This window comes from Pantoea sp. MBLJ3 (genome assembly GCF_000816655.1).
Lineage (GTDB): Bacteria > Pseudomonadota > Gammaproteobacteria > Enterobacterales > Enterobacteriaceae > Pantoea > Pantoea eucalypti.
In genome coordinates, this window is the sequence record NZ_JSUT01000030.1 from 1 (window position 1) to 25,174 (window position 25,174).

Genomic DNA, 25,174 nt, shown 5'->3' on the forward strand with positions numbered 1-25,174 from the left:
GACAACGCTACGTGAATTCTGGCAGGTAATCCCCCTGCTAACTTCTCAGAATTCACGTAGCGTTGTCAGGACATGTTTTGGTTGATAAGTGAGCAAAATGAATGAGTTAGAGCCTGTCACCTATTTGAGTGTGGATCCGAACAGCGACATCACAGAACGCCTCAGGCAATTCGTCCAGGATAAAGAGGCTTTCTCACCTAACACCTGGCGGCAGCTGATTAGCGTCATGCGGATCTGTAATCGCTGGTCGGAAGATAACCAGCGCAGCTTCCTGCCGATGAGCGCTGATGACCTGCGCGACTATCTCTCGTTTCTTGCTCAAAGTGGTCGGGCTTCTTCAACGATTACTTCACACGCGGCCCTCATCTCGATGTTACACCGTAACGCCGGATTGCCGGTGCCGAATGTATCTCCTTTGGTTTTTCGTACCATAAAGAAGATAAATCGCGTGGCCGTGATGAACGGTGAACGTGCTGGCCAGGCTGTTCCCTTCAGGCTTACTGACCTGCTGGTACTGGATGGAAAATGGTCAGGATCTGAAAACCTTCAGTTAGTGCGCGATTTGGCCTTTTTACACGTAGCCTATGCCACGCTACTCCGTATCAGTGAACTGTCGCGATTAAGGGTGCGTGATGTGATGCACGCCGTTGATGGCCGTATCATTCTGGATGTTGCCTGGACAAAAACGATTGTGCAGACCGGTGGATTAATCAAGGCGCTCGGCACCCGCTCAACCCAACGTCTGGAACAGTGGATAGAAGCCTCCGGACTCTCTAATCAGCCCGATGCTTATCTGTTTACCGCAGTTCATCGATCTGGCCGCGTACTGGTTGCCGAAAAGCCAATGAGTACCCGGGCTCTGGAACAGATCTTTAACCGTGCATGGCGCAGCGCTGGGAACGTTGGCGCGGTGAAAGCTAACAAAAATCGCTACAGTGGCTGGAGTGGCCACAGTGCCAGGGTGGGTGCCGCTCAGGATATGGCGGATAATGGTTATCCGATTGCCCGTATTATGCAGGAAGGCACATGGAAAAAACCGGAAACCCTGATGCGGTATATCCGTCATGTGGATGCACATAAAGGCGCAATGGTAGAGTTTATGGACCAGTATGCTGACACTGACTTATCTGACTGATAGCTTCTAAAAAGGCCATCTGAAGCTATATTCAGGCTAAAGTTATCCACAGAAAAAGTGGACAGCCTGTGTGTAAGCCTGTACTGAATAGGTCGTTATCTGGCCTTTGTTCCCATTATCTCGCTGATTTAAAGCATTTATTCACCAGGTATGCTGTTTTAGGCTCATCTGTTCTGGAAAAAGATTTCGCTTCAGAAGCCAGGGTAAGAGATGCTGCCAGCATCACACCCTTCTATAACATCAGCTTCCCACACTGGAAAATCATGTCTCCTGACAGGGGTTGTTAATAGGTCTTCTCAGGCGGTTTACATCACTCCAGATGAACTTTAATTCAGCTTACATCTGTCTGAACAATATCATCAACGTCACTTATCCGCTGTGGCGCTGAAAAGCCCGTCACCCAGCGGATAAAGTAATTGAATCTGTTGTTTCTTTTTATTGTGCGTAGCCTTTCTGTTTATCGCAGCTGCCGTGGCAGCCGTGACAACGTCCCTTTCCCTCCTGCATCATGACTGGTATTGCCTGCACCCGGCTTCCTGCTTTTCGCAGTGCAAACAGAATGACCATGTTAAGCAACAGCATGCCAATCAGGCAGGTTGCACTAAATGCAGGATGCTCGGTAAACGTGACGGTCTGATAAAACAGCGTGGCCGTGGTGTAAGCAATATTCAGTCCCCAGAAGAATGAGAACATCATCCACTTTCTGCCGGCTTCGCGCGCAATAGCGCCCATGACTGAAACACAGGGCACATAGAGCAGGACAAAGATTAAGTAACTGTATGCGGCGAAGCCACTGCCAAATTTGGCTGACATGATGCCCATAGAGCCGGATGCCATCTCACCATCACCTTTGCTGGCATCGATGGGATGAGCCAGTGCATCAATTCTCAATGCAGCTGTTAACCCCGCCCAGGTCTGTGTCAGCGCATCGGTCAGCTCAGCTTTAAGGTTAAAAGTCTGCGGATCAAACGCGTTGTTCTGGAGCGCTTCAGTGGTGTAAAGGCTGTTGAGTGTGCCGACCACGACCTCTTTAGCCATAATGCCACTCACCAGTCCAACGGTCGCCTGCCAGTTATCCTGAGTGATACCAATCGGCAACAACGCAGGTGTAATCGCTTTACTGGATGCCGCCAGTGCAGAATGGTTAATGTCTTCGACCAGCTGGCCATTAAATGCAAAGCTGCTCAGTACGCCAACCAGCATGCTCACCAAAATGATGACCTGTCCGGCCCGGACGACAAACATTTTCAGCCGCTGCCAGGTTTGCAACAGCAGACTTTTCAGATGAGGCCGGTGATAGACCGGCATTTCCATGATAAACGGGGATGCTTCCCCGCTCAGCAGGGTGTGCCTGAGTACCAACCCGGTGATGATCGCAACAACAATGCCCAGCAAATAGAGTGAGAAAACCAGGCTGGAGCTATGTGCGTCAAAAAATGCTGCAGCGAAAACCGCAAAAATCGCCAGCCGCGCCCCGCACGACATAAAAGGTGCAATCAGGACCGTAAGCAAGCGCTCACGCGGTGTGTCGAGTGTCCGGGTGCCCATGACTGACGGTACATTACAGCCAAAGCCGACGATTAGCGGCACAAAGGATTTACCCGGCAGGCCCAGCGACTGCATAAGCCGATCTATCACAAAAGCAGCGCGCGCCATGTAGCCGGAATCCTCCAGAAAAGAAAGGAACAGGAACATCAGGCCAATCTGAGGAATGATCGGCAGCACGGTATTTATGCCGGATCCGATGCCCTGGGCCAGAAAAACGGTCAGCCAGTCCGGGAAGTGGCCGACATAGCCCAGCCATTGCATGCCATGAATAAATATGGCCACAGAACCACTGTCGAAAAGTGGCTGCAGTGCGGCACCGATATTAATTGAGAGCACAAACATCACATACATCACTGCCAGGAATATCGGAATGCCCAGCCAGCGATTCAGCACGATACTATCAATCTGACGGGTCCGACCGGCTGGTAATACCTGATGAATATTACTCACGGCTTCGCAAAGTGCGTTGATGGCACGATAACGGTAATCGGCAATCTGTACGCCGGTGTCATTGCCCGCCTGTTTCATCATCTCAGGCAAATGCGGGAGCAGCTCCGGGCAAAGCTTCTGGCTGTTAATATCACCCTCCAGCAGCTGCAATGCCAGCCAGTAACGTTTTTGAGGCGCTATCGTTTCGGGCATTTGCAGACACAGCTGCTCAATTGCTGAGTTAATCGCGGCCGGGTAACGCACCCGTTCCGGAGCGCAGTAAACATGAGCCTGATCGATCAGGGTTTTGAGCTGGGCAATACCATCGCCCCGGGTTGAGGTCACGGAAACAACCGGACAGCCAAGACGTGCAGATAACGCCTGAATATCAGTAGTGATGTTCTGACTGGCGGCAACGTCCTGCATGTTAAGGGCGATAATGCAGGGCACGCCAAGCTCCAGTAGCTGCAGGGTCAGGAACAGATTACTTTCCAGACTGGATGCATCGACCACGTTAATCACCATATCGGCGTGATCCTGATAGAGATACTGGCAGGCGATGCTCTCATCAATGGCGCTTTCAGCAGACAGCGTCGTCAGCGAACGAGTTCCGGGCAGGTCGATGAGCCTGACATCTGACTGTGCAGTAAAAAATTGCCCTTCTTTACGCTCAACTGTCACACCCGCCCAGTTACCGACCTGCTGCCGGGCTCCGGTAAGCTGATTAAATAGCGTGGTTTTGCCGGTGTTAGGATTTCCAATCAGCCCGATGGTGATCTTTTTCATCAGACGATTTCCTCCAGGATCATAGAGGACAGGTCCCGCTGTCGAACTGCCAGACTGATACGGCGCGTGCGAATTTGCACAGGGTCCCCCATTGGCGCCACGCGAACCGTCTCAAAAACGGCGCTGGGAAGCATGCCCATCGTCAGTAATTTCTGACGCCAGGCGAAATTTACAGACGGCTTATAGCCAAGAATTCGATAGGTACTGCCCAGGTTAATTGCCATAACACGCTCTGCCTCAAGGTAAGAAGCACTCATTTTATAAATGATAAGCGTTTCGCTTTTTGATCTGGAATGAGCAATCGAGAGAAAACATGTCGTCAATGCGTATGTGGAAGAAAACGTATCCTTTCACAGGAGCCTGGTGACGGGTGAGATGGCCTGATACGTGTAAATAGAGACATCATGGCTTGTTGCCACTGAGTCAGACCTGCATCATAAGCGGTGACAATGTCAGGCAACTACAGAGGCTATTCGGCCATAATGAATGGCACAAAATCTTACGGTAACCTTGGGGTAGAGAGCAGCCCTGGATCAATAAGGATTATATGAAACAAATTACGTTGAGTGACCTCCAGAAACAAAGCGAACAGGCTGCACACTCTCCTCGCTTGCGAGCTAATCGTAATCTACATCCCGAATTAAGCGATCCGGTTCAACGTCTGGCCATCGCTATGGAGCCGGGCACTTATGTGCGCCCACACCGCCATCCGCATACTTTTGAATTGCTGATGCCTCTTCGAGGACGCTTCCTGGTATTAAATTTTGATGACAATGGTTATGTGACCCAGCGGGTGATGCTGGGTGAAGAGTGCAAGGTGCTCGAAACGGATGCCGGCATCTGGCATGCGGTACTCTCCATGGATAAAGGCGGGGTTATTTTTGAGGTAAAGCATGGCGGTTACCAGCCAGTTACTGAACAGGATCTTGCCCCATGGGCACCCGCCGAGAATGAGCCTGGCACCATGGAACTGATGGCATGGTACGAACAGGCGCAGGTGGGTGATGGTAGTTTCACTCGATAATTTTTAGCTTATTTGCAGCGGGCGGTATGGTGGCCGATGCCGTCCTTCAGGTGACATCTGGCAATTTTCAGGGTTGCCTGCACTCATCTTTAAATCCAGAGATTGGCTTTTACGAACCCTTGAGATGTAAAAAACGGGTATCCGAACACAGTAACTAATAAGGCTTAATCAGGTTCCGGTAGTAGCTTAGCATTTGAAACAGACCATTCGGATGATGCAGTAAATTGAGCATTAAGCCATCTATCAGGTCAGGCAGCGCCATTTCAGACGTTTCCACTGCACTATTGAGGTTAGAGAGGCAATAAACGTCATCAGCCTTACATTCGAAATAAGGCTGAGGAATTTGTCTTTTAACCACCTTTGAGCTTTATTGAAAAGTTATTTTTATAATTCATCCTCTATAACCGTAGTTTAAATGGCGGATACACCAGCGGTTCACGGTATTGATTTATGGGGAGTGCGCATTACGGATGTGTAACCACTACAATATTCCCGGACACTCTGTTAAAAATGACACTTCTCCAGCCTCACTGGACTTCGTAAAAGAATCTTACCGATTATAAAACTGTGGTTTTTGTCGATTCAGATGATATGGTTTCTGAGTAGTGAAAAAACACACTGATCTTCCCGGTCGTGAGCCTCTTTAATTTGCTGCAAGGGCATTTACGGTTGATTATCATGGCATGTAGCAAGTACCTACCCTCCCATTGATAAAACGGCTGAGCCAAAACCGAAACATGTCCTTTGAGGCTACGGCCTATGCGTTTAAGGGCTGATTATACCGCCGTTGAAGTTAGCTGGAACGTATTTATGGTTTGCTGATATGAGCCTTACGCAAGTTTTAATGTTGTAGCTGTTCAGGATTAGAGGACAGTTACGGGATCGCTGCTAAAAGTTAATACATTCATCAATTTAAAGGGAACAATCAGAACCCAATAATAGCACTTAAACAGGATCTTGCAGAAAATTAGTTACATCATACATAAGTCTATCACGTCTATGTACGCCCCTTCGGGGCGCGGGGGCAGCTAATCAAAAGGCACTCGGAATTCCAGAATAAATTGTTTTTAGTACGTCAATAAACACACAAAATCAGCAGGCCTTCTCGTGTTATTGAAACTAATTCAACAGGGTGTTGTAACTAACTTATCGCATTATTGATCTTTCATTACTTAACATAAAGTATACTGTTCATTTTCCTTTGGTGCGGCTAACGCTTATTCCAATGACATCCCGATTTTTAATCATCTGAGAAAAGTGGCGATAAATTTAAGTTCAGTTTATTTAAATAGTGCGTCGTTCATTTTATAATCAGAGGCACATTCAGGATTTTCTTTATCTGAATTGAAAGTTTCATTTATCGCAAATACATGTTTGATTTTCTGTTGCAGCTTTTTAACAAAACATGCTTAATCATCATACACCCCAACACATTACAATTGATCTGCATCAGTCTTTTGGCAGATAATTTTCCGAAGGCTGGAATTGTTATCGTGTCGTTTAACAATTTTAGCTAATAATGCCACATCTTCTTAAAAACTAATGACAGGACAGTGAAATGACATCTTTCAATTCTGGCAAAAAATTCGTCTGCGCTATTGTGATGACGGCTGCAGTAATATCCATGACCGCCTGCTCAAGCAATTATGTCATCTCTACCAATGACGGGCACATGATTACGACTCATGGTAAACCCGCCAAAGATAAACAAACTGGCATGATCTCGTATAAAGATGCAGACGGAAATATGCATCAGTTGCAGCAGCACGACGTTAAAGAAATTGTACAAAAATAAATCAATTCAGCCAGCAATCGTAATCATTAATTTTAAAATTTAAAAGCAGTGGAACTGAACAATGAAACTTTCTGTAATCAGCATGGGTATGCTGCTGTGCGTCTCTTCGTCTGCAATGGCCATTGGCTTGAATGTGGAGCAAGGTAAAAATACCACTGCGCTGGACGCAGAAATTGGCCGCTCATCCAGCGGAATTTATCTGGATAGCCAGTGGATCAAAAATACGGCGGATGGTGTTCAGATTGGTCAGGCGGGTACCGGTTATAATCTTGAACTTGGTCCGGTAATGCTGACTGCTGGCGCCAAAGCCACTTATCTTGGTGGCAAGAAAGGGGATAACGGCGTCGCATTTCCTGTCGGTGGCGGTGTGAAAATCAATCTGCCCGCTGATTTTGCGATTTATGGTGAGGGATATTCTGCTCCGGAACAACTGACTAACAGCGTTAAGAATTTTGTGGAAGCGAACGCCGGCATAAGCTGGTCACCGCTGGGGCCGCTGGTCTTGAAAGCCGGCTACCGTTATGCAGGTGTTGATGGCAAAGATGGACGCCCGGGCCATACCCTGATCGATGGGCCTTACATTGGTGGCGGCCTGACATTTTAATATCAGATAACGCTCCTCTTCTATAGGGTGAGGAAACCAGCCAGCTTGACTGATCGGTTTCTTTACCCATTTTTCGTTATGACTCTGACGGAAAGCAGTGAGAAACAGATGATGAAACCACTCATGTTGATGTTATTTACCCTTTGTCTGACAGGATGTGTCCAGTATAAATGGGTCAAGCCTGACGCATCTGAGCAGCAGGAGTTCGTGGCAGAAACAGCCTGTAAAGCTCAGGCACTCAGGGATTTACCGCCAGACAATGTCGTTAGCGGTAAATACACCTCAAAAGACAAGAAACACAAGACAACTGATACGAATTACTCAACCAGCGATGCTAATGAAAGTCAGCGAGACATATTGGTGAAAGACTGTATGTTCAAACAAGGCTGGCAACAGATTGAGATTCAGCACTAACGACATTGAACTGTCAGAGGCCAGGTAAAATCCTGGCCAGCACTGACCCGACAGGTTTTATCGATTGTGGCCGGAATTTATTCGGGCATCATCCTGCTGCTGCTGTGCAGTACGCTGCCGACGGCACCGTTCCGAGCAATACAGAACCTCTTCCCAGCACCTTTCCCATTTTTTTCGCCATGACATCGGTTTGTTACACGTTTTGCAGTAGCGCACCGGTAGTGACTTTTTATTGCCTTTGAACACGTCAATCCTCCAGAAAACCCAGGACACTGACAAAGCCTATGCCATATACAGTATAGCTAACCGTCGCACTGGATAACTGATGACAATGGGCGACAAAGTTAGCAGACTGCTTTTTTTCATACTCTCTTGTTCTATGATTATTCTTCGACGACCCCATTTGCTCTGACATTGTACTGTGAAATATCTATTACAGGTTTTTGGCATTATGCGCTGCTGACGACGAATTAATTAGCCAGGTTAATAATAGCCGCTTCCTGGCACACCGTTTTCAGTTCAGTGTCTGGCAGCATGTCCATCGATGTGTTTTGGGACAGGCTGGCGAGGTGATTGCAAAATCACATGGTTCACGGACTGAGCTGAATGAATATCGATGAAAAATGCTATCGCTTCCGTTATCAGCATCAATGACAACAGGGTAATAACGTGGGGAAATAATGCTGTCTATGATTACGTTGTAAACTACCTCCCTCTTTGAATCTTTACAGAGCTTCAAAAATCATGACTCTTGTAAATAATTGACTTTAGCCCACAACGGGTGGCTCTCGTTTTGACGAGTTTGTATCCATTTATTTGATGGCTGTAGGTGGATGCAAACGCTTAAATCAGCCATAACGCAGGCCGGCCCGCTCTTAAATAACCCTATGCGCTGCATAAGAAAAAAACAACCCATTATCATGGCGTTACAAATAACCACAGTTAATCAGTGGGCTAATTATTTAAAGCGTCACCGTGCCAGTCATTCAACAAAATTACGATTAACATCATGATCTTATCCAGTTTTAGCTGTCTGCCCTGAATCATTACCTTTAATTTTCAGAGCAATGCGTGTACAGGATTTGCGAAGCGACTTTGCTGAAAACAGCGTTAAAGCACAATTTCCCTATACCCGCTCCCAATTAACTAACTTTTCAGATGTCGTTTTTTTTGACATTTTGAGCTAAGAGCACCGCAAAGAGTAACTCTGCTTCAATTTAAGGGTGATACGGTAATTACAGTTTAAACTCTTGTAGAAAGCGATTAATATGTTAGCGTTGAACTATCGGTTCTGTATTTTGATTCTTCGAAGGCAAGCATTCTAAAAAAGCAGGTCTGACGAAAAGCATCAGCGTGAACCCGCTCTGTATTTTATTATCTGAACATGACTATGGTGACTTTGATGAGTGACACTCTCAACAGCTTGAATAATATCCGTACCCTTCGCGCAAACGCTCGCGAGCTTGACCTGGCTGCCCTGGAAGAAATGCTGGAAAAACTGTCAGTTGTAGTGAGTGAGCGTCGGGAAGAAGCTCAGGCTTCGGAAGCAGCTAATCGTGAAAAAGCCGAGAAACTGGCAAAATATCGCGAGTTACTGTTGCAGGAGGGTATCGATCCTAATGAACTGTTAAATGGTATGCCAACTGCACCCGCTGAGAAGAAAAAACGCGCACCTCGACCAGCTAAATATCAGTACACCGACGAAAATGGTGAAGTTAAGCAATGGACTGGCCAGGGCCGTACACCCTCAGCTATTAAATCAGCCGTTGATGCAGGTAAATCACTGGATGATTTCCTGATTTAACTCAGTCTGCATACATGAAAACAGCCTGCTTTAAGCAGGCTGTTTTATATCACATCGACATCCGGTAGTAGCTCTGACATTATCCGTCGGCCCTTACCCCGCCCTTCTGCAATTTGTTTCATCCGTCAATCTACAGTTCTTCCCAGGCGTTTCACTACACTTAGTTGCTGAACATCTTCCGCAACAGACACCCGGCTTCATTCTTCCCCTGAGCTGATTTATTTATTCAGCGATTACATGTTACGAGCGCTGATAATTTCCAGGCCGATCTGCTGATTATAAGAGAGTTCACGCGTATTGCCATCAGGGTCGGAAAAAACGCCCGGTTACCCATTGGTGCATCAGATTGCTGAGCATCCCTTAGGCAAAACACCGTCAAGCCGTGCGCGGGCAACGTTGACATCTATCCCTTCACGACGGGTTAAGGCCACACCAATATAACCAAAGGGACCCGGCGGCGTATCTTTACTGTTGTAAGATTGCACCCGCACCAGCGCAGCACTGCAAGATGTTGAGCAGAACATCTCAAAGGATAATGCTTCAAAACCACGACGAATTTCTGGCGATGGCCAACCACTATCATGGCAAGGCATCATGCCTGTCCTGAATAAAACCTCATTTCTGATTCACGCACAGTTAATAAAAAAGAAAATGCTAAACCCAGCGCCGCTTCTATAACGAAAACCAGGCATTAGCCAGCAGATTACGCTTAAACTGTACGATTTACTGGATTAGATACCACCATTCAAACCTGATTAACAGCGAATAAACCACATTGGCCCTTCAAATGCCGCATACGGAAATGTTACCCTTACTGGCTGAATAATTTGCACTTTATTGATTAACTTGAGTATTTGAGGATTGGTATGAGTAAGAATCTGAGCAGCCTGAATAATATCCGCACAATGCGTGCTGAGGCACGCAATATGACGCTGGATCTGCTGGCAGAGCTACACCAGAAATTAGAAACAGTGGTAAATGAGCGTCGTGAAGAGGAAAGTGCACGAGAGGCAGAAGCCCGTAAGAAAGCTGAAAAGCTGGCGTTTTATCAGGAGTTGCTGATGGAAGAAGGAATTAATCCGTTGGAACTGGTAAATAGCGCTTCTCCTTTGGTAACCGGCAAAAAGAAACGGGCAAAGCGTCCGGCTAAATATCGCTACAATGACGAAAACGGTCAGGTTCGTTACTGGACGGGTCAGGGCCGAACCCCTTCAGCCATTAAAGCTGCGATCGAAAATGGCCAGTCACTGGATGATTTCCTGATTTAATCGCGCTAATTTCTTGCCGGAATGTTGACCGCCAATGGGCGGCAATATTCCGGTCCGCAAAGTCCCATGGCACAGATATTTATCCTGGTGTCCTGGCGTCCTTCTTTTCCACGTTATCATTGGCCATCACTGGCTCAGAACCACGAAACGTTCGACGCCACTCGCTGGGTGAAACACCAAACCGCGATTTAAAACGCTGACGAAATGAAACCGGCGACTCAAAACCCACCTTTTCGGCCACACTTTCAATATTCATAGTGGTTGTTTCCAATAGCCACTGGCTGCGTTGAAGGCGCTCAGCCGTCAACCACTCACCCAGAGACATACCCGTTGCTCTTTGGAAGTGACGGGTCAGCGTTCGCCGGCTCATGCTGAGCCTGCGCGAGAGGGAATCAAGATTCTGCGGCTTATGCAGATTCTCCCGCAGTGACGCCAGCAGTGCATTAATCTTACTGTCACGCGTTGTTTCCGGAACCGGACGCTCAATAAACTGCGCCTGACCGCCTTCACGGTAGGGCGGCACCACCATTCGTCTCGCTACCCGATTGGCAATGGCACTACCATAGTGATGACGGATGATATCCAGACAGCAGTCGATCCCTGCAGCGGTACCAGCAGAGGTTATCAGACGATCGTCACGGGCATAGAGCGCGTTGCTATCGAGCTGAACGGCCGGAAAGCGGGAACTGAAGTCCTGCTCAAATTCCCAGTGTGTGGTAGCCCGGCGCTGATCAAGTAAACCTGCATAAGCCAGTACATATGTGCCCAGACACAGTCCAACGACTTCCGCACCACGCTGCCAGGCCGCTACCAGCTTATTAAGCAGCACCTGCGCCGGTTGTTCAGCCAGATTGTGCCAGTAGGGAACTATAATAATCGCCGCCTGATCAAGGAGTTCAGGGCCATGCTCTACGGTGATTGACAGTCCCATATCGGAACGAACCACGCCAGGTTTTTCTGCAAAAACATCAACCTGAAACAGCGCCTGCTGTGGCATAGCCGATCCAAATAAAATGCAGGGAACTGAAAAGTGAAATAGACTAAAACCTGCGGTTGCCAGCACTGCGACTCTGAGCCCAGCCATTATCTTCCCTCACTGTACAAGCATGGCGGTGGAAACCGATTGTAAAGCACAAGCCGTTCACAAAGCGCCTGCGCTTCAGTGAAGGGTCGATTAGAACGTCATGGAGTCACCATCTTCCGGGATCAGCACTTTGTCAGCAATACCCTGTTCTGAGGTATAGGCGCGCAGTTCAGCACGGGTCAACAGGCAGTGGTTGATGGCTTCCATATGAGAAGCAACAATTATCACGCCAGGGAGGATGTTCAGGGTACGCAGCGTATCCTCTTTGCCCATAATAATCGGACCATAGAGATCGTTGGTAGCATTGCCAATATTTAACACCACAACCTGCGGCTGGAAACGTTGCAGACTTCTGACATAAGGTTTGACCCACACTGTATCCCCAGCAACATACAGCGTTTTTTCTGCCGGATGAATAAACACCAGACCACAGGCATCACCCAGAATCTCGCCCATTGCTTTGTCAGCATACAATGCATTACTGCCATGCTGCCCATCGGTTTTATATAGAGTGAGACCATCAATGAAACGGTTTTCATCCTGCAGCACCCGCAGGTTTTCAAAACCCTGTGAACGAAGCAGCGCAGCATCACTTTCATTCTGGCTGTAAATCATCATATTCTTTGGCACCTGCTGTTGCGCAGCTTCATCCCAGTGATCGGCATGGGTGTGGGTGATGATGACCGCATCTACTGCCAGCAGTTCGTCCAGCGGGACTGGCAGATCTACCATCGGATTTCTGAGGTGAGGTCGGGCATTGCCGGCAAAGCCTGGCCAGGCCTCTTTTTCGGCCAGCATAGGATCGATAAGGAATTTTTTTCCTGCATACTCCAGTAACAGCGTAGCGTTGCGAATTTGGGTTAGCTTCATGCCAGGCTCCATAAACAGTTTCAGTAAAATCAGCCAGCTTTACTGGCGCTTATGCGATTACTTTACGTCACTGTTCATCGTGTGCATGACAGGCCCAAAGGTCAGCATTCGATGGGATCGGGCCAAAATGTGAAATTATCTTTTGGCAGGTGGGAGAACCGGTCTTAAAGAGCGGACCAATGACGGTCGGGCTGCTGCAAGGGAGTCCGCTGTGAAGTTCGGCTGAAAACCACATAGTGCGACATTATCAGCACTGAGATTGATCCGCCCGGGGCAGTCATTTAAAACAGCGGCAGAGAAAACGGGCATATCCCACGCCACATATTTCCGTCCGAAACGAAAATTAAAAGCAATTCATTCCATTGATTTAAATCAATAAAAACTCAATTGGCATTTCCGCCATAAAGGAACAGAAGGCGATAATCCCTGCTCTTTAATCACGAAACATGAGTTCACAGAATGGCTATACCTGTTTATTTATGGCTGAAGGATGATGGTGGAAATCCCGTCAAAGGCTCTGTTGATGTGCAGCAACGAGAAGGAAGTATAGAAATAACCGCACTGGCTCACGGCATATGACTCCCTACGGATAATCTGTCCGGTAAGATAACGGCCACTCGCGAGCATGCGCCCTTTATGCTGACCAAAGCGCTGGACTCTTCAAGTCCATACCTTTATCAGTTCGTCAGCGCTGGAAAGCTTTTAAAGTCTGCCGAGCTTAAATTCTATCGCATTAATTACGCCGGACAGAAAGAAGAATATTTTAACGTATTTATTGAAAATGTCCGCATTACCTGTGTCGTACCCTTTATGGAAGATGTTAAGGACCGGGATTACGAACGTCACGATCACCTTGAAGTGCTCGAAATGACGTATGAAAAAATCACCTGGAAATATCTGGACGGCAATATTATTCACTCTGATTCCTGGAAAGAGCGTAGCGCGGCATAGGAGAACAACATATGGCATGGATATATCACCAGAGTATCGGCGAACTGTGGCACCGCGGTAAGTTAATGGGTAAAGGTTATTCAGGGAGCCTGACCAACAAAAACAACCCGGATCGTCAACACGTTAAAGGTATGGGGCCAATTCCTCGCGGTACCTGGCATATTGGCGGACATACCAGTTCAAAGGGACCATTTACCATAATTTTGACACAAACCTCTGGCGAAAGTTATGGCCGCTCTTTATTTCGTATACACGGTGAAAGGAAGCCGCCGAAAGTACCTGGATTCGCTTCTGAGGGTTGCATAATCCCTGGGCCGGTTATTCGCACAAAAATCATTCAGTCAACAGATAAAACGCTGGAGGTAGTGAGATGATTTTGCGAATCATCTTGCTGATCGCCTGCACTATTCCGTCCTCCTGCATAGCATCATCAAATGAATGGAAAGCTTATATCCAACTGATTGAGCAGGCAGACAACAAAACGCTCCATGCGTTTCCGGGAAAAATTGACAGTATTGGTGATACCCTTGACGCTGCTCATACAGAGGAATTGACCACAGCTCTTAGCATGGCGTTAATTAAAGATCCAATATCTGTAATTAACGCAACCAACTCGCTGGACAAAAGTACCGACGCCTTAAAGCAGCGATTTGGCACATCAATGGTATGCGGTATACCTTTAATCACACATGCAAATCAGATGAAAATTGAGGAGTATTTCGCGAAGGCAGAACCCGTGCTGGAAAAAGCTGGAGCTGCTGCTGCAAAATGTCTGAGCAATATGCGTGACACGATTGACGAAGTCAGACAAGAAACCGCAAAAAATTCAGGACATTAATCCTCAGAACAAACCTGGCGCTTGCCGGGTTTTCTGAACGAATACTTGTTAATAAAAACAATACATTATAATCTTAGCGTGGTTTTTTAAACTGTTGACCCTTAAACCCAATCAGCGTGATTGCGGCTGGCCTGTCTGATGGACTGCTGACAAAATAAAGGCAAAAAAAATGCCGCAGCAGGCTGCGGCATATCATTTAGATTCCCATCAGAAATCGGCTTTCAGTACGACACGGTAATTGGCTTTACCGGCGCGGACGTGATCCAGCGCTTTATTGATGTCCGACATCGGGAAGAACTCAACCTGTGGGGCGATATCTGCACGGGAAGCAAGACGCAGCAGCGAGCGCAGCTGACCTGGTGAGCCGGTTGATGAACCGGTTACCGCTTTGTCGCCCAGAATCAGATCAAAAGCACTCACTTCAATCGGCTTCATCACTGCGCCCACGGTGTGGAATTTACCCTGAGGTGCCAGCGCGGCGAAATAAGGTTTCCAGTCCAGATCGACCGCCACAGTGCTCAGGATCAGGTCAAAGCGACCCGCCTGCTGCTTCAGGGCTTCAGGATCGCGGCTGTTTACCACTTCATCTGCGCCCATATCCAGGATTGACTGCTTCTTATCTGGCGTTGAGCTGAATGCCACGACTTCTGCACCCATCGCGTGCAGGATTTTGATGGCAATATGACCCAGCCCACCGATACCGATCACACCTACGCGGCTGGTCGCCGTGATGTTACTCATCAGCAGTGGTTTAAACACGGTGATACCACCACACAGCAGCGGACCGGCGCTTGCTACATCCAGTTTTTCCGGCAGCGGGATAACCCATTGCCAGTCGGCGCGCAGCTTCTCGGCAAAACCACCTTTGTTCATGATGGTCGGGATGCTGCCCTGCTGACAGTTCACCTGCTCGCCGTTAATACAGGCATCGCAGTGCTGACAGCTTTTTGCTGTCCAGCCGATTCCTACACGCTGGCCGATTGAAAGACCTTTATTTTTGGCCGCTTCGCCAAGGGCAGAAACCCGACCAATTACTTCATGTCCTGCAATCACCGGGAACTGAGAGATGCCCCACTCGTTATCGATCATCGACAGGTCTGAGTGGCAGACGCCACAATATTCGACCTGGACTTCGACTTCTTCGGCTGCCAGCTCGGCGGCATCGTACTCATAGAGTTCAAGGGCCTGGCCAGCCTGCATGGCTGCATAACTTTTAATTTTCATTCATACCTCTGCGTGATTAATCACACACAAGTGTAACAACTGAAAGCCGGCCTTGCCTGGCCGTTGCGCTTACACCGCACTTTTTTGCCTTTTATTCAGATAATTCAGCCTTTAACCTGCGCACCTGAAAGAGTTTGTAACACCTTGAGCTGCGCAACGGCTTCCTGCATCGCATCCATCCCCTGCGTCAGTTCGCGCAGGCTGCCGAGGTGCTTCGCGATGTCGGCGCGCTCATGACGCGTCTGCTGATTCATCGCCGCCAGCGTATCGGCTGCTGAAATACTGCGCTCTGCCATCTGCGCGGCGGTCTGCGCCGAATCACTGGCCACCAGCCGGATGCGTGAGATGGTGCTGACCGCCTCACCGATGTTACTGGCGGTGGCTTCAGCCTGCTCTTTCGATGAATGCGCCAGACGCCGGACTTCGCCCGCGACCACGGCAAATCCGCGGCCAGCCTCGCCCGCACGAGCTGCTTCTACTGCGGCATTCAGCGCCAGAATGTTGGTCTGGAAAGCAATATTGCTGATGCCATGCGTAATCTCATTGATGCCGTTGGAGATTTTTTCCAGATCGTCCAACCCATCGTCCAGTCGTCCCTGAGCCTGCTGACTCTCAGTGGCGATATTGCTGATGTTACGGATGCTGCTTTCTGCCAGGCTCAACGTTTCACCCTGGCTCTGGGTAGCCGTTTCCAGCACTGGCAACGCTTCCATCAGCGGCGTCAATGCCTGCTGATAGTTGATAACCCGATCAAGGACCCGTGTCTGAATACTGTTCAGCGCTTCCCAGCGACGCAGCGCACGCTGCGCGTAATGTGCGGCGTAACCGGCATACTCCACCGGGAACTGGCTCATCGCTTTGACGTCATGATTAAAGAACACCAGTGCAGAGAGCGTCTGATTGATTGGCACGCCCAGAATTTCGCCAAAGCTGGAGAAGCCGGCGGCAGCGATGCCTTTAAAAAAGTGGGCGCTGTGAAGCTTATCAGCATTACCGACACGACGCAGGATACAGTCGTTCATCAGAATCGCCGCCGGTTTGCCATGCTGCGCGGTAAAAGCCTGCCACTCCTGCTGCGTCGCTTGTTTGAAGTCTTTCTCCTCCATCAGGAAAAGCCGGTCACCAAACTCGAGGTCACAAAAAAACTGCACGCCACCCGATTCAATTCTGGCGATCGAGCGAATGAAGTATTCCCCGCCGACTTTAACGCCAAAGGTTAACCCTTTCAGCCGTTCGGTCAGCTGCGCTTCAGTGCAGTTAAGGTGTTCACACAGCGATGCGACAAACGGCTGCTGCTGACCCTGGCGATTAAACACAGAGGTGACGGTGCGCGCAACCGGATCGGCTTCGGCAATCAGCCAGCTCTGCTCGCGTGGCGTAAAGTTCTGACTTTTAAACGGAGCAAAGGATTTTCCGGGCGCCATCTGACAGAACATAATCACAGCTTTGCCCTGCAGCACCTTGCCACCAGTACCGATCCAGGTGCCATCAAAGGTAATTTTACCGCCCGCTGAACCGCCAATCGCCAGGCATGGGAAACGCCCGCAGTTGTACCAGGCCTGCATCAGAAAACCTTCGGACGCGGATAGTCCGTCGCAATAAATCATCGCGAAAGTACGGTCTGCCGAAAGTGGCATCCGCACCTGCAACCGCATCAGTTCCTGCTGGATGGCGGTAATACGCTGGCTGGCAGTCTGAGTGTCCGCGACATGCAGGTCGACAATGTGCGTCTCATGGCTGGCGATCAGCGTGTCAGGCAGCCAGAGATAACTTCCCTCCGGGCCATTGCCATCACAGTAAGTACTTTGCGATCGGCTGCTGCTCAGCGCACCGTTGGAAGAGAGTGTCAGCACGGTCAAATCGGCGGAATTAAAGCGTTGCCAGGCCTGACTGACCCGCTGAAAATCGGCTTCAGGCGGAACAAAAGTCATCAGGATCCCGCCCGCGCGCGAGCTTAACCCGATGGAAGAGAGTGATTCCGGCAGCGCACGACAATCCCAGGTGCCATTCGCTGGCTGGCTGCTACGCCTGAGACGGGCAACAGGCAGGCGACTTTTGATCGTCTTAATGATCGACATATTATTATTTTCGCTTTTATCAGAGTAGGTTGCGCTTAAACTCGCGCTTGCTGGTGTTTTTTAAAAGGAGGGCTAAATGCAGGTCCGTTCGCGTTCAGAACTCGTCGCTGAGTACCGGGTTCATCATTGATCGGCGCGCTCAACGCCATTGGGTTATCGCCACTAGCGGGAAAACCTTTAGCAATTGCTGTAGTTGGTTTAATGAATGAAGTTGTTACATTTTAGTAGCATAAAATAAGCCAGAATGAGGGCCTGGCACTATTCCTGTTTATCTGTCACTCATCTGTTGCCTCTGCTTTTCGCAGCGTTTGCGTGCTACGGCGGGCAGATCCCCGCCAATCTCCCCGCGTGTCGAGCAAGGTCGCTTTACTCATACCATTCTCCTTTTTCGTCAGGCCTTTATGCGCAGTTCATCTCTCCTTACCATGCCGACGCCAGCGCTTTATTAAAAATTAATGTCAGCATTATCAACAACTTCAGTCTGTGCATTTGCATAAACGAAGCGGACGACTATGCTTCCTGGTGTGACTAGCTAGTCCTTTTTATCTAATGGAACATTGATATGAGGTCTTCCTATGACACAACAGAAGTACAGAGGTGGTGCCGGCAATTTTGCCAACGATCCAGAACGAGCGAGTGAAGCTGGCAGTGCAGGAGGCAAGGTCAGTGGGGGCAACTTCAGAAACGATCCTGAAAAGGCCAGGGAAGCCGGTCGGAAAGGAGGCAAGATTAGTCGACGTCCTTCTAAGTAATTCTGAATAAAGCGCTTTAGGACGTATTACGCCATGGAGTGGCATCTCTTCCATCAACACTCTGAATCTATTCATCATTCCCCCTCTTTTAGCCTCAACGCCTCTCTGACCAGGTTAAAAGCCGGTGAATGCTGCTTGCGGCTGGGATAATAGAGATAATAACCGGGAAACGGTTCGCACCAGCGCTCCAGTACCCGGATCAGCGTGCCCTGCTCCAGCCCTTCTGCGACTTCCTGTTCAGGCAGAAAAGCAATTCCCAAACCGGCCACTGCCGCTTCTGCAATGTGTGCCGAAGTGTTGAACGTTAACTGTCCATTTACCCGCACATTCAACGGCCCTTCTTCTCCGTCAAAATCCCAGACATACAATCCACCCGCTGTTGCCTGTCGCATATTAATGCAGTTGTGATGCAGCAGATCGTGTGGGACCTGAGGCGCAGCATGACGACGAAAATAGTCGGGCGCCGCCACCGCCGCCATTCGTAACGGTGGGGTTATGGGCATCGCCACCATATCTTTATCAATTGTGTCACCCATTCTGACTCCGGCATCAAACCGATCGGCCACGATGTTTCGCAAGCCATGATTCGCATCGAATTCGAGTCGGATATCCGGATAAGCCTCCAGCAGTGGCGTCAGTTTTGGCAGCAGGAGTGAACTGAGAATATGCGGGCCACAGGTGATGCGTACCGTGCCGGCGGGCTTGTCACGCATCGCGGTCAGCATATCCAGCTCCGCCTCAATTTCATCGAATCGATTGCCAATCGCCAGGATTAACCGTTCACCTGCTGCGGTCGGTGAGACGTTCCGCGTCGTGCGGGTCAGCAGCCGAATTTCCATCCGGTTTTCCAGGGCAGTAATCGTCTGACTCAGCGCGGGCTGCGTAACGCCCAGCAGTGCCGCTGCACGGGTAAAGCTGCCCTCACGCGCTACGGTAATAAAAGCCTGCAGATCATTCATGTTGCGCTTCATGTTGCGCTCCCGTCGATGAATTCATAATCGCTGGTTATAACCCCATTAAGGATTCATTAGCTAGTCAATATAAAGTTAAACCGTAAAATTTCCTGAGTTCATCATGACCACCACCAATGAAACAGGATTCAGCATGACTTCTCCGGAAACAACGGCATATTCCCCTCAGCACAACGTCGCCCATTGGGGTGGCGTCTGGGCAATGACGCTTTGCGTATTCACGTTGATCGCATCTGAATTTATGCCAGTCAGCCTGTTATCGCCGTTATCACGTGATTTGGCGGTCAGTGAAGGTCAGGCCGGACAGGGCATTGCTATCTCCGGCGCATTGGCGGTGATGACAAGCCTGTTGATCACCCGTATTGCAGGCAATCTCGACCGCAAAATCCTGTTGCTGACGCTGACACTTCTAATGGCGCTATCCGGATTGATGGTCGCGATGGCACCCAACTATCTCACCTACATGACTGGCCGGGCGTTGATTGGCATGGTGATTGGCGGGTTCTGGTCGATGTCAGCTGCGGTGGCTATCCGGCTGGTCCCCACCGGGCAGGTGCCGCGTGCACTGGCTATTTTTAACGGCGGCAATGCGCTGGCGACAGTTATCGCTGCACCGCTGGGGAGCTATCTCGGTTCTGTCATCGGCTGGCGTGGCGCTTTTTTCAGCCTGGTGCCGGTGGCCTTGCTCGCCCTGCTCTGGCAAGGATTTACACTGCCGTCAATGCCCGTCGATAAAGCACGGCAGCGAAGCGCAAACCTCCTGCAGCTGCTGCGTTCACCGCTGGTAACAATAGGTCTTGCCGCCTGCGGACTGCTCTTTATGGGGCAATTCACCCTCTTTACCTATCTCCGTCCGTTTCTGGAAACCGTCACGCAGGTTGACGTTTCTACGCTATCGCTGGTGCTGCTGACCATTGGCGTTGCCGGTTTTATCGGAACACTGATCGTCGGGGTTGTTCTGCAGCGTGGATTTTATCTCACCCTGATGATTATTCCACTGATCATGGCGTCAGTCGCAGGGCTGCTCATGGTATTCGGTCATCAGCTGTGGCTGGTGGCACCGTTGCTGGGCATCTGGGGACTGGTGGCAACTGCCGCACCCACCGGATGGTGGGCCTGGGTCGCCAGAACCTTCCCGGATAACGCGGAGACGGGTGGCGGATTAATGGTTGCCATTGTCCAGCTGTCGATTGCTCTGGGATCGACGCTGGGCGGTCTGGCCTTTGACCATGCAGGCTGGCAGATCACCTTTGCCATCAGCGCCACATTACTCATCGCTGCCGCTGGACTGGCGTTGATCACTGCGCGCAAAGAAAGCGCCGCCTGATAGCAGATTCATTGTTTAACCGGGCAGCCTGTTGCCCACTTCTCGTCAACCCTGAGGATCCTTTCATGAGAGCATTAACCCTGATGTTCGGACTGTTGATCAGTTCATTTGCAGCCAGCGCTGCCGATATGTCACGCGGCGCCGACAACTTTTATCAAAGCGATAAAGTGACCCGCGAAAAAGTGACGTTTAAAAACCAGTATCAGATGGGCGTCACCGGCACCCTGTTCAGACCTAAAGAAGCGAGTAAAACAGCGCGTCTTCCGGCGATAGTGGTGGGGCATCCGATGGGCGCAGTCAAAGAGCAGAGCGCCAGTCTCTATGCGCAAAAGATGGCTGAGCAGGGCTTTGTTACCCTGGCAATCGATCTCTCATTCTGGGGCGAAAGTGAAGGCCAGCCACGTAATGCGGTTTCTCCGGATATCTATGCCGAAGACTTCAGTGCCGCAGTCGATTACCTGGGGACACGCGAATTTGTCGACCGCAATCGAATTGGTGTGCTGGGCATCTGTGGCAGTGGCAGTTTCGTCATCAGCGCGGCAAAGATCGATCCCCGCATGAAAGCGATAGCTACCGTCAGCATGTATGACATGGGATCAGCCAACCGTAATGCGCTGAATAAAAGCCAGACGCTGGCTCAGCGCAAGCAGATCATTGAAGCAGCAGCACAGCAACGTTATGCGGAATTTACCGGGGGTAAAATTGCTTACACAGGCGGTACACCACACAAAATTGATGCTGATTCACCGCCAGTTGCTAAAGAGTTTTATGATTTTTACCGGACACCTCGGGGCGAGTTCACCCCAAAAAGCTCGTCAGCTGCACTAACCACGCACCCGACGCTCACCAGCAATGTGAAGTTCATGAACTTCTATCCGTTCAATGATATTGAGACCATCTCTCCGCGCCCAATGCTCTTCATCACCGGTGATAAAGCGCACTCACGCGAGTTCAGTGCAGATGCTTTCCAGCGCGCAGCTCAGCCCAAAGAGCTGTATATCGTACCTGATGCAGGTCATGTCGACCTTTATGATCGCACTGATCTGATCCCGTTCGCCAAACTGACGGCTTTCTTTAAACAGAATCTGTAATCTTCTGCTCATCGACTCCAGCCCGTCTGCAGAAAACTGCAGACGGGCTGTCTGCGTGATTAGCCTTTGCGATGGCGGGTCAGATAATGCTTCACCAGCACAAAGAACAGCGGAACAAAGAACAACGCCAGGACCGTACCTGCCAGCGTGCCACCGATGATGCCGGTCCCGATGGCAATGCGGCTATTAGCACCCGCACCGGTTGCCACCGCCAGCGGGATCACGCCAGCAATAAAGGCGAGTGACGTCATCATAATCGGCCGCAAACGGGTTCGTGCTGCCTGCAATGCAGCTGCACTCAGCGAACTGCCCCGGCGCACTGCATCTTCTGCAAATTCGATGATTAATATCGCGTTTTTAGAGGTCAGTCCGACCGTGGTCAGCAACGCCACCTGGAAATAGATATCGTTGCTCAATCCCCGCAGCGCCACTGCCAGCACGGTACCCAACACACCAAGCGGCACCGCCAGCAGCACTGAGAACGGCACCGACCAGCTTTCATACAGCGCAGCCAGACAGAGGAAAACCACCAGAATCGAGATCGCATAAAGCGTAGTCGATTGCCCGCCCGCCTGTTTTTCCTGCAGCGAAAGCCCGCTCCACGCGCCCGTCGTGCCTGCAGGTAATTGATTAGCCAGCCGCTCAATCGCATTCATGGCATCGCCGGAGCTAAACCCTTCGGCATTCTGACCCTGAATTTCATAGGCGGCAGAGCCGTTATAACGATCAAGGCTTTCTGGTCCCATGGTCCACCGGGTCGAGGCAAAGGCCGAGAATGGCGTCATGGTGCCTTCACTGTTCCGGATGTACCACTTATTCAGATCTGATGGTGCTGAACGATACTGACTGTCGCCCTGCACATAGACCCGCTTCACCCGTCCACGATCGATGAAGTCATTGATATAAGCACCGCCCCAGGCGCTGGTCAGCGTATCGGTCACGTCATCCAAATTCAGTCCCAGCGCCACCGCTTTGCTGGTATCAATATCTACCTGCAACTGCGGCGTTTGTGGCAGGATATTTGCCCGCACGCCCGTTAACTCCGGGCTTTGCGCTGCGCGTTGTAATAGCTGATCGCGCAGGTTACCCAATTGTTCACGCGTGGTGCCACCGCTGGCCAGCAGCTCATAGGTAAAGCCGTTGTTCTGTCCCAGACCTGGCACCGATGGCGGCGTCAGTGCAAAGATCTGCGCATCCCGAATCGACGCCAGCGCATAGGTCGCGCGTCCGGCAATCGCCTCGGCGGAGTTCTCACTGCCGGGTCGCTGGTCCCAGTTTTTAAGCTTGATAAACGCCATACCGGCATTCTGCGCAGCACCGCTGAAATTAAAGCCGTTAATGGTGAAGACCACATCTATATTCTGTTTCTCTTCAGTCAGGAACCAGTTAACAATCTGCTGATTGACGGCCTCCGTGCGGCTGGCGGTTGCGCCCGCTGGCAATGTCGCCTGAAGCATAATGCTGCCCTGATCTTCGGTGGGCAGGAAGCTGCCCGGCAGGCGGGTAAACATCACAAACAGCACCACGCCCATTGCCGCATAAAGCGACACCATGACCAGCGGACGACGCAAGGTGCTGACCACTTTGTGGCGATACTGGCGCTCGGTGGCGGCATAAAAGCGGTTAAAACCGCCAAAGAAGCCTTTACGATGCGGTGTTGTTGGCCGCAGCAGCATGCCACACAGCGCGGGTGTCAGGGTCAGCGCCACCACTACGGAGAAGGTCATGGCCGCAATGATGGTGATGGAGAACTGCCGGTAAATCACGCCGGTCGATCCGGCGAAAAACGCCATCGGCAGAAATACAGCCGAGAGCACCAGCGCGATAGCCACCAGCGCGCCGGAGATCTCTTTCATCGACTTTTCCGTTGCCTCTCGTGCCGGCAAACCTTCGTCATGCATGATGCGTTCGACGTTCTCGACCACTACGATTGCATCGTCCACCAGCAACCCGATGGCCAGCACCATGGCAAAAAGCGTCAGGGTGTTGATGGTGTAGCCGCATAACGCCAGTACACCGAAGGTGCCGAGCAGCACGACCGGCACCGCCAGCGCCGGGATCAGCGTCGCGCGTATGTTCTGCAGGAACAGGTACATCACCACCACGACCAGCGCGATCGCTTCGATCAGGGTGATCACCACATCCTCAACGGAGATTTTGATGAAATCGGTGCTGTCGAGCGCATAGGCCACTTCGTAGCCTTGCGGCATTGAGTGGCGATACTCTTCAACTTTGTTTTTCACCAGCGTCGCGGTGGCCAGCGCATTCGCGCCCGGTGCCAGCATCACCCCAACCCCGGCTGCAGGATGCCCGTTGAGTCGGGTCGTCATGTCATAGGATTCGCCGCCCAGTTCCACCCGCGCCACATCACCCACCCGCACGATCGCGCCGCTTTTATCACTTTTGACGATGATATTGCGGAACTGCTCTGGCGTCTGCAGTCGCGACTGCGCTCTGACCGTGGCGGTGAGTTGCTGATTATCGGGTGATGGCAGGCCGCCGATTTTACCGGCTGAGACCTGAATGTTTTGCGAGCGTATCGCCGCCGACACGTCAGACGGCTGCAACGCATAAGCGTTTAGTTTGAAAGGATCGAGCCAGATGCGCATCGCGTACTGACCGCCGAACACCTGGATGTCGCCGACCCCTTCGGTCCTGGCCAGCGGCTCCTGCATATTACTGACCAGCCAGTCACCGATATCTGTGCTGTTGCTTTTACCCGTGGTGTCATACAGCCCCATCACCAGCAGAAAATTTGACTGCGATTTCGTCACGGTGACACCAAGCTGCTGCACCTCGCTGGGCAGACGGGAAAGCGCCTGCTGCACCTTATTCTGTACCTGCACCTGAGCGGTGTCGGGATCCGTGCCCTGGCTGAACGTTACAGTGACTGACACGTTCCCCTGCGAGCTGCTGCTGGAGGTGAAATAGAGCAGGTTATCCAGCCCGGTCAATTGCTGCTCAATCACCTGCGTGACGCTGTTCTCCAGCGTTTCCGCTGACGCCCCGGTGTAAGTTGCGCTGATATTCACTGAGGGCGGTGCAACATCGGGATACTGTTCCACCGGTAACAGGGTGATAGAGAGTGCGCCAAGCAGCATAATTAAAATGGCAACAACCCATGCAAAGACGGGACGATAAATAAAAAAACGAGAAAACATCAGCGGGATCTCTTCCTTTG

22 protein-coding genes and 1 pseudogene are annotated in these 25,174 nt (G+C 50.5%); 13 read left to right on the forward strand and 10 right to left on the reverse strand.

Annotated elements, in window-relative coordinates; genetic code table 11:
* Positions 1-97 precede the first annotated feature (97 nt).
* Positions 98-1,135, forward strand: a complete 1,038-nt coding sequence (locus tag NP77_RS22025) for a tyrosine-type recombinase/integrase (protein ID WP_003850543.1) — start codon at positions 98-100, stop codon at positions 1,133-1,135.
* Positions 1,136-1,570: 435 nt separating this feature from the next.
* On the opposite strand, the gene feoB is transcribed toward NP77_RS22025, so the two are convergent.
* Both feoB and NP77_RS22035 read right to left on the reverse strand, forming a co-directional pair.
* Complete coding sequence (feoB, locus tag NP77_RS22030) at positions 1,571-3,898, reverse strand: Fe(2+) transporter permease subunit FeoB (protein WP_039661904.1); 2,328 nt, start codon at positions 3,896-3,898, stop codon at positions 1,571-1,573.
* Positions 3,898-4,122: a FeoA domain-containing protein gene (locus NP77_RS22035; protein WP_039661906.1), complete on the reverse strand. Its 225-nt coding sequence runs from the start codon at positions 4,120-4,122 to the stop codon at positions 3,898-3,900. The genes feoB and NP77_RS22035 overlap by 1 nt, the downstream gene beginning before the upstream one ends.
* A gap of 323 nt (positions 4,123-4,445) precedes the next feature.
* On the opposite strand from NP77_RS22035, the gene NP77_RS22040 reads away from it, so the two are divergent.
* From NP77_RS22040 to NP77_RS22055, 4 genes are all read left to right on the forward strand, one after another.
* Positions 4,446-4,922 (forward strand): WbuC family cupin fold metalloprotein, encoded by a 477-nt coding sequence (locus NP77_RS22040; RefSeq protein WP_003850539.1) that lies wholly within the window; start codon positions 4,446-4,448, stop codon positions 4,920-4,922.
* Positions 4,923-6,480: 1,558 nt separating this feature from the next.
* Positions 6,481-6,717 carry a YgdI/YgdR family lipoprotein gene (locus NP77_RS22045; protein ID WP_003850536.1) on the forward strand — a complete coding sequence of 79 codons (237 nt, stop codon included), beginning with the start codon at positions 6,481-6,483 and terminating at the stop codon, positions 6,715-6,717.
* A gap of 61 nt (positions 6,718-6,778) precedes the next feature.
* Entirely contained in the window at positions 6,779-7,321 is a 543-nt protein-coding gene (locus tag NP77_RS22050) for a YfaZ family outer membrane protein (RefSeq protein ID WP_003850534.1), read from the forward strand.
* A 108-nt stretch (positions 7,322-7,429) separates the two neighbouring features.
* Entirely contained in the window at positions 7,430-7,735 is a 306-nt protein-coding gene (locus NP77_RS22055) for a hypothetical protein (protein ID WP_008926834.1), read from the forward strand.
* Positions 7,736-7,792: 57 nt separating this feature from the next.
* Here NP77_RS22055 and NP77_RS23205 read toward each other — a convergent pair whose 3' ends face one another.
* A complete protein-coding gene (locus tag NP77_RS23205) occupies positions 7,793-7,981 on the reverse strand; it encodes a DUF2256 domain-containing protein (RefSeq protein WP_072040393.1) in 189 nt (62 codons plus the stop codon).
* A gap of 1,156 nt (positions 7,982-9,137) precedes the next feature.
* On the opposite strand from NP77_RS23205, the gene NP77_RS22060 reads away from it, so the two are divergent.
* Complete coding sequence (locus tag NP77_RS22060; RefSeq protein WP_003850529.1) at positions 9,138-9,539, forward strand: H-NS family nucleoid-associated regulatory protein; 402 nt, start codon at positions 9,138-9,140, stop codon at positions 9,537-9,539.
* Positions 9,540-9,880: 341 nt separating this feature from the next.
* Here NP77_RS22060 and NP77_RS23210 read toward each other — a convergent pair whose 3' ends face one another.
* Entirely contained in the window at positions 9,881-10,135 is a 255-nt protein-coding gene (locus tag NP77_RS23210) for a hypothetical protein (RefSeq protein WP_156137321.1), read from the reverse strand.
* Between the two features lie 270 nt (positions 10,136-10,405).
* Between NP77_RS23210 and NP77_RS22065 the strand changes: the two genes are divergently transcribed.
* On the forward strand, positions 10,406-10,807 hold the full coding sequence (locus NP77_RS22065) for an H-NS family nucleoid-associated regulatory protein (RefSeq protein WP_039661908.1): 402 nt from the start codon (positions 10,406-10,408) through the stop codon (positions 10,805-10,807).
* A gap of 79 nt (positions 10,808-10,886) precedes the next feature.
* On the opposite strand, the gene NP77_RS22070 is transcribed toward NP77_RS22065, so the two are convergent.
* Both NP77_RS22070 and NP77_RS22075 read right to left on the reverse strand, forming a co-directional pair.
* A complete protein-coding gene (locus tag NP77_RS22070) occupies positions 10,887-11,891 on the reverse strand; it encodes a GlxA family transcriptional regulator (RefSeq protein WP_039661910.1) in 1,005 nt (334 codons plus the stop codon).
* Between the two features lie 90 nt (positions 11,892-11,981).
* Positions 11,982-12,761, reverse strand: coding sequence for an MBL fold metallo-hydrolase (locus NP77_RS22075; protein WP_039662009.1), 780 nt, complete (start codon positions 12,759-12,761; stop codon positions 11,982-11,984).
* A gap of 459 nt (positions 12,762-13,220) precedes the next feature.
* On the opposite strand from NP77_RS22075, the pseudogene NP77_RS22080 reads away from it, so the two are divergent.
* The 3 genes and pseudogenes from NP77_RS22080 to NP77_RS22085 all read left to right on the forward strand — a co-directional run bounded on the left by NP77_RS22080 (position 13,221) and on the right by NP77_RS22085 (position 14,550).
* Positions 13,221-13,712 (forward strand): annotated as a pseudogene (locus NP77_RS22080) (Hcp family type VI secretion system effector).
* Between the two features lie 11 nt (positions 13,713-13,723).
* Positions 13,724-14,086: a tlde1 domain-containing protein gene (locus NP77_RS23215; RefSeq protein WP_072040395.1), complete on the forward strand. Its 363-nt coding sequence runs from the start codon at positions 13,724-13,726 to the stop codon at positions 14,084-14,086.
* Positions 14,083-14,550 carry a hypothetical protein gene (locus tag NP77_RS22085; protein ID WP_033762109.1) on the forward strand — a complete coding sequence of 156 codons (468 nt, stop codon included), beginning with the start codon at positions 14,083-14,085 and terminating at the stop codon, positions 14,548-14,550. The genes NP77_RS23215 and NP77_RS22085 overlap by 4 nt, the downstream gene beginning before the upstream one ends.
* 207 nt (positions 14,551-14,757) lie before the next feature.
* Here NP77_RS22085 and NP77_RS22090 read toward each other — a convergent pair whose 3' ends face one another.
* Positions 14,758-15,774 carry an NAD(P)-dependent alcohol dehydrogenase gene (locus NP77_RS22090; RefSeq protein WP_039661912.1) on the reverse strand — a complete coding sequence of 339 codons (1,017 nt, stop codon included), beginning with the start codon at positions 15,772-15,774 and terminating at the stop codon, positions 14,758-14,760.
* A 104-nt stretch (positions 15,775-15,878) separates the two neighbouring features.
* Positions 15,879-17,852: a methyl-accepting chemotaxis protein gene (locus tag NP77_RS22095; RefSeq protein ID WP_008926845.1), complete on the reverse strand. Its 1,974-nt coding sequence runs from the start codon at positions 17,850-17,852 to the stop codon at positions 15,879-15,881.
* A gap of 575 nt (positions 17,853-18,427) precedes the next feature.
* Here NP77_RS22095 and NP77_RS23220 point away from each other — a divergent pair.
* Complete coding sequence (locus NP77_RS23220; protein ID WP_008926846.1) at positions 18,428-18,604, forward strand: general stress protein; 177 nt, start codon at positions 18,428-18,430, stop codon at positions 18,602-18,604.
* A gap of 74 nt (positions 18,605-18,678) precedes the next feature.
* Here the strand turns inward: NP77_RS23220 and NP77_RS22100 are convergent, their stop codons facing one another.
* A complete protein-coding gene (locus tag NP77_RS22100) occupies positions 18,679-19,575 on the reverse strand; it encodes a LysR family transcriptional regulator (protein ID WP_039661915.1) in 897 nt (298 codons plus the stop codon).
* Positions 19,576-19,777: 202 nt separating this feature from the next.
* Between NP77_RS22100 and NP77_RS22105 the strand changes: the two genes are divergently transcribed.
* Positions 19,778-20,902, forward strand: a complete 1,125-nt coding sequence (locus tag NP77_RS22105; protein WP_231572365.1) for an MFS transporter — start codon at positions 19,778-19,780, stop codon at positions 20,900-20,902.
* Positions 20,903-20,967: 65 nt separating this feature from the next.
* Positions 20,968-21,993, forward strand: coding sequence for an alpha/beta hydrolase (locus tag NP77_RS22110; protein WP_039661919.1), 1,026 nt, complete (start codon positions 20,968-20,970; stop codon positions 21,991-21,993).
* A gap of 59 nt (positions 21,994-22,052) precedes the next feature.
* Here the strand turns inward: NP77_RS22110 and NP77_RS22115 are convergent, their stop codons facing one another.
* On the reverse strand, positions 22,053-25,154 hold the full coding sequence (locus tag NP77_RS22115; protein WP_039661921.1) for an efflux RND transporter permease subunit: 3,102 nt from the start codon (positions 25,152-25,154) through the stop codon (positions 22,053-22,055).
* Positions 25,155-25,174 lie beyond the last annotated feature (20 nt).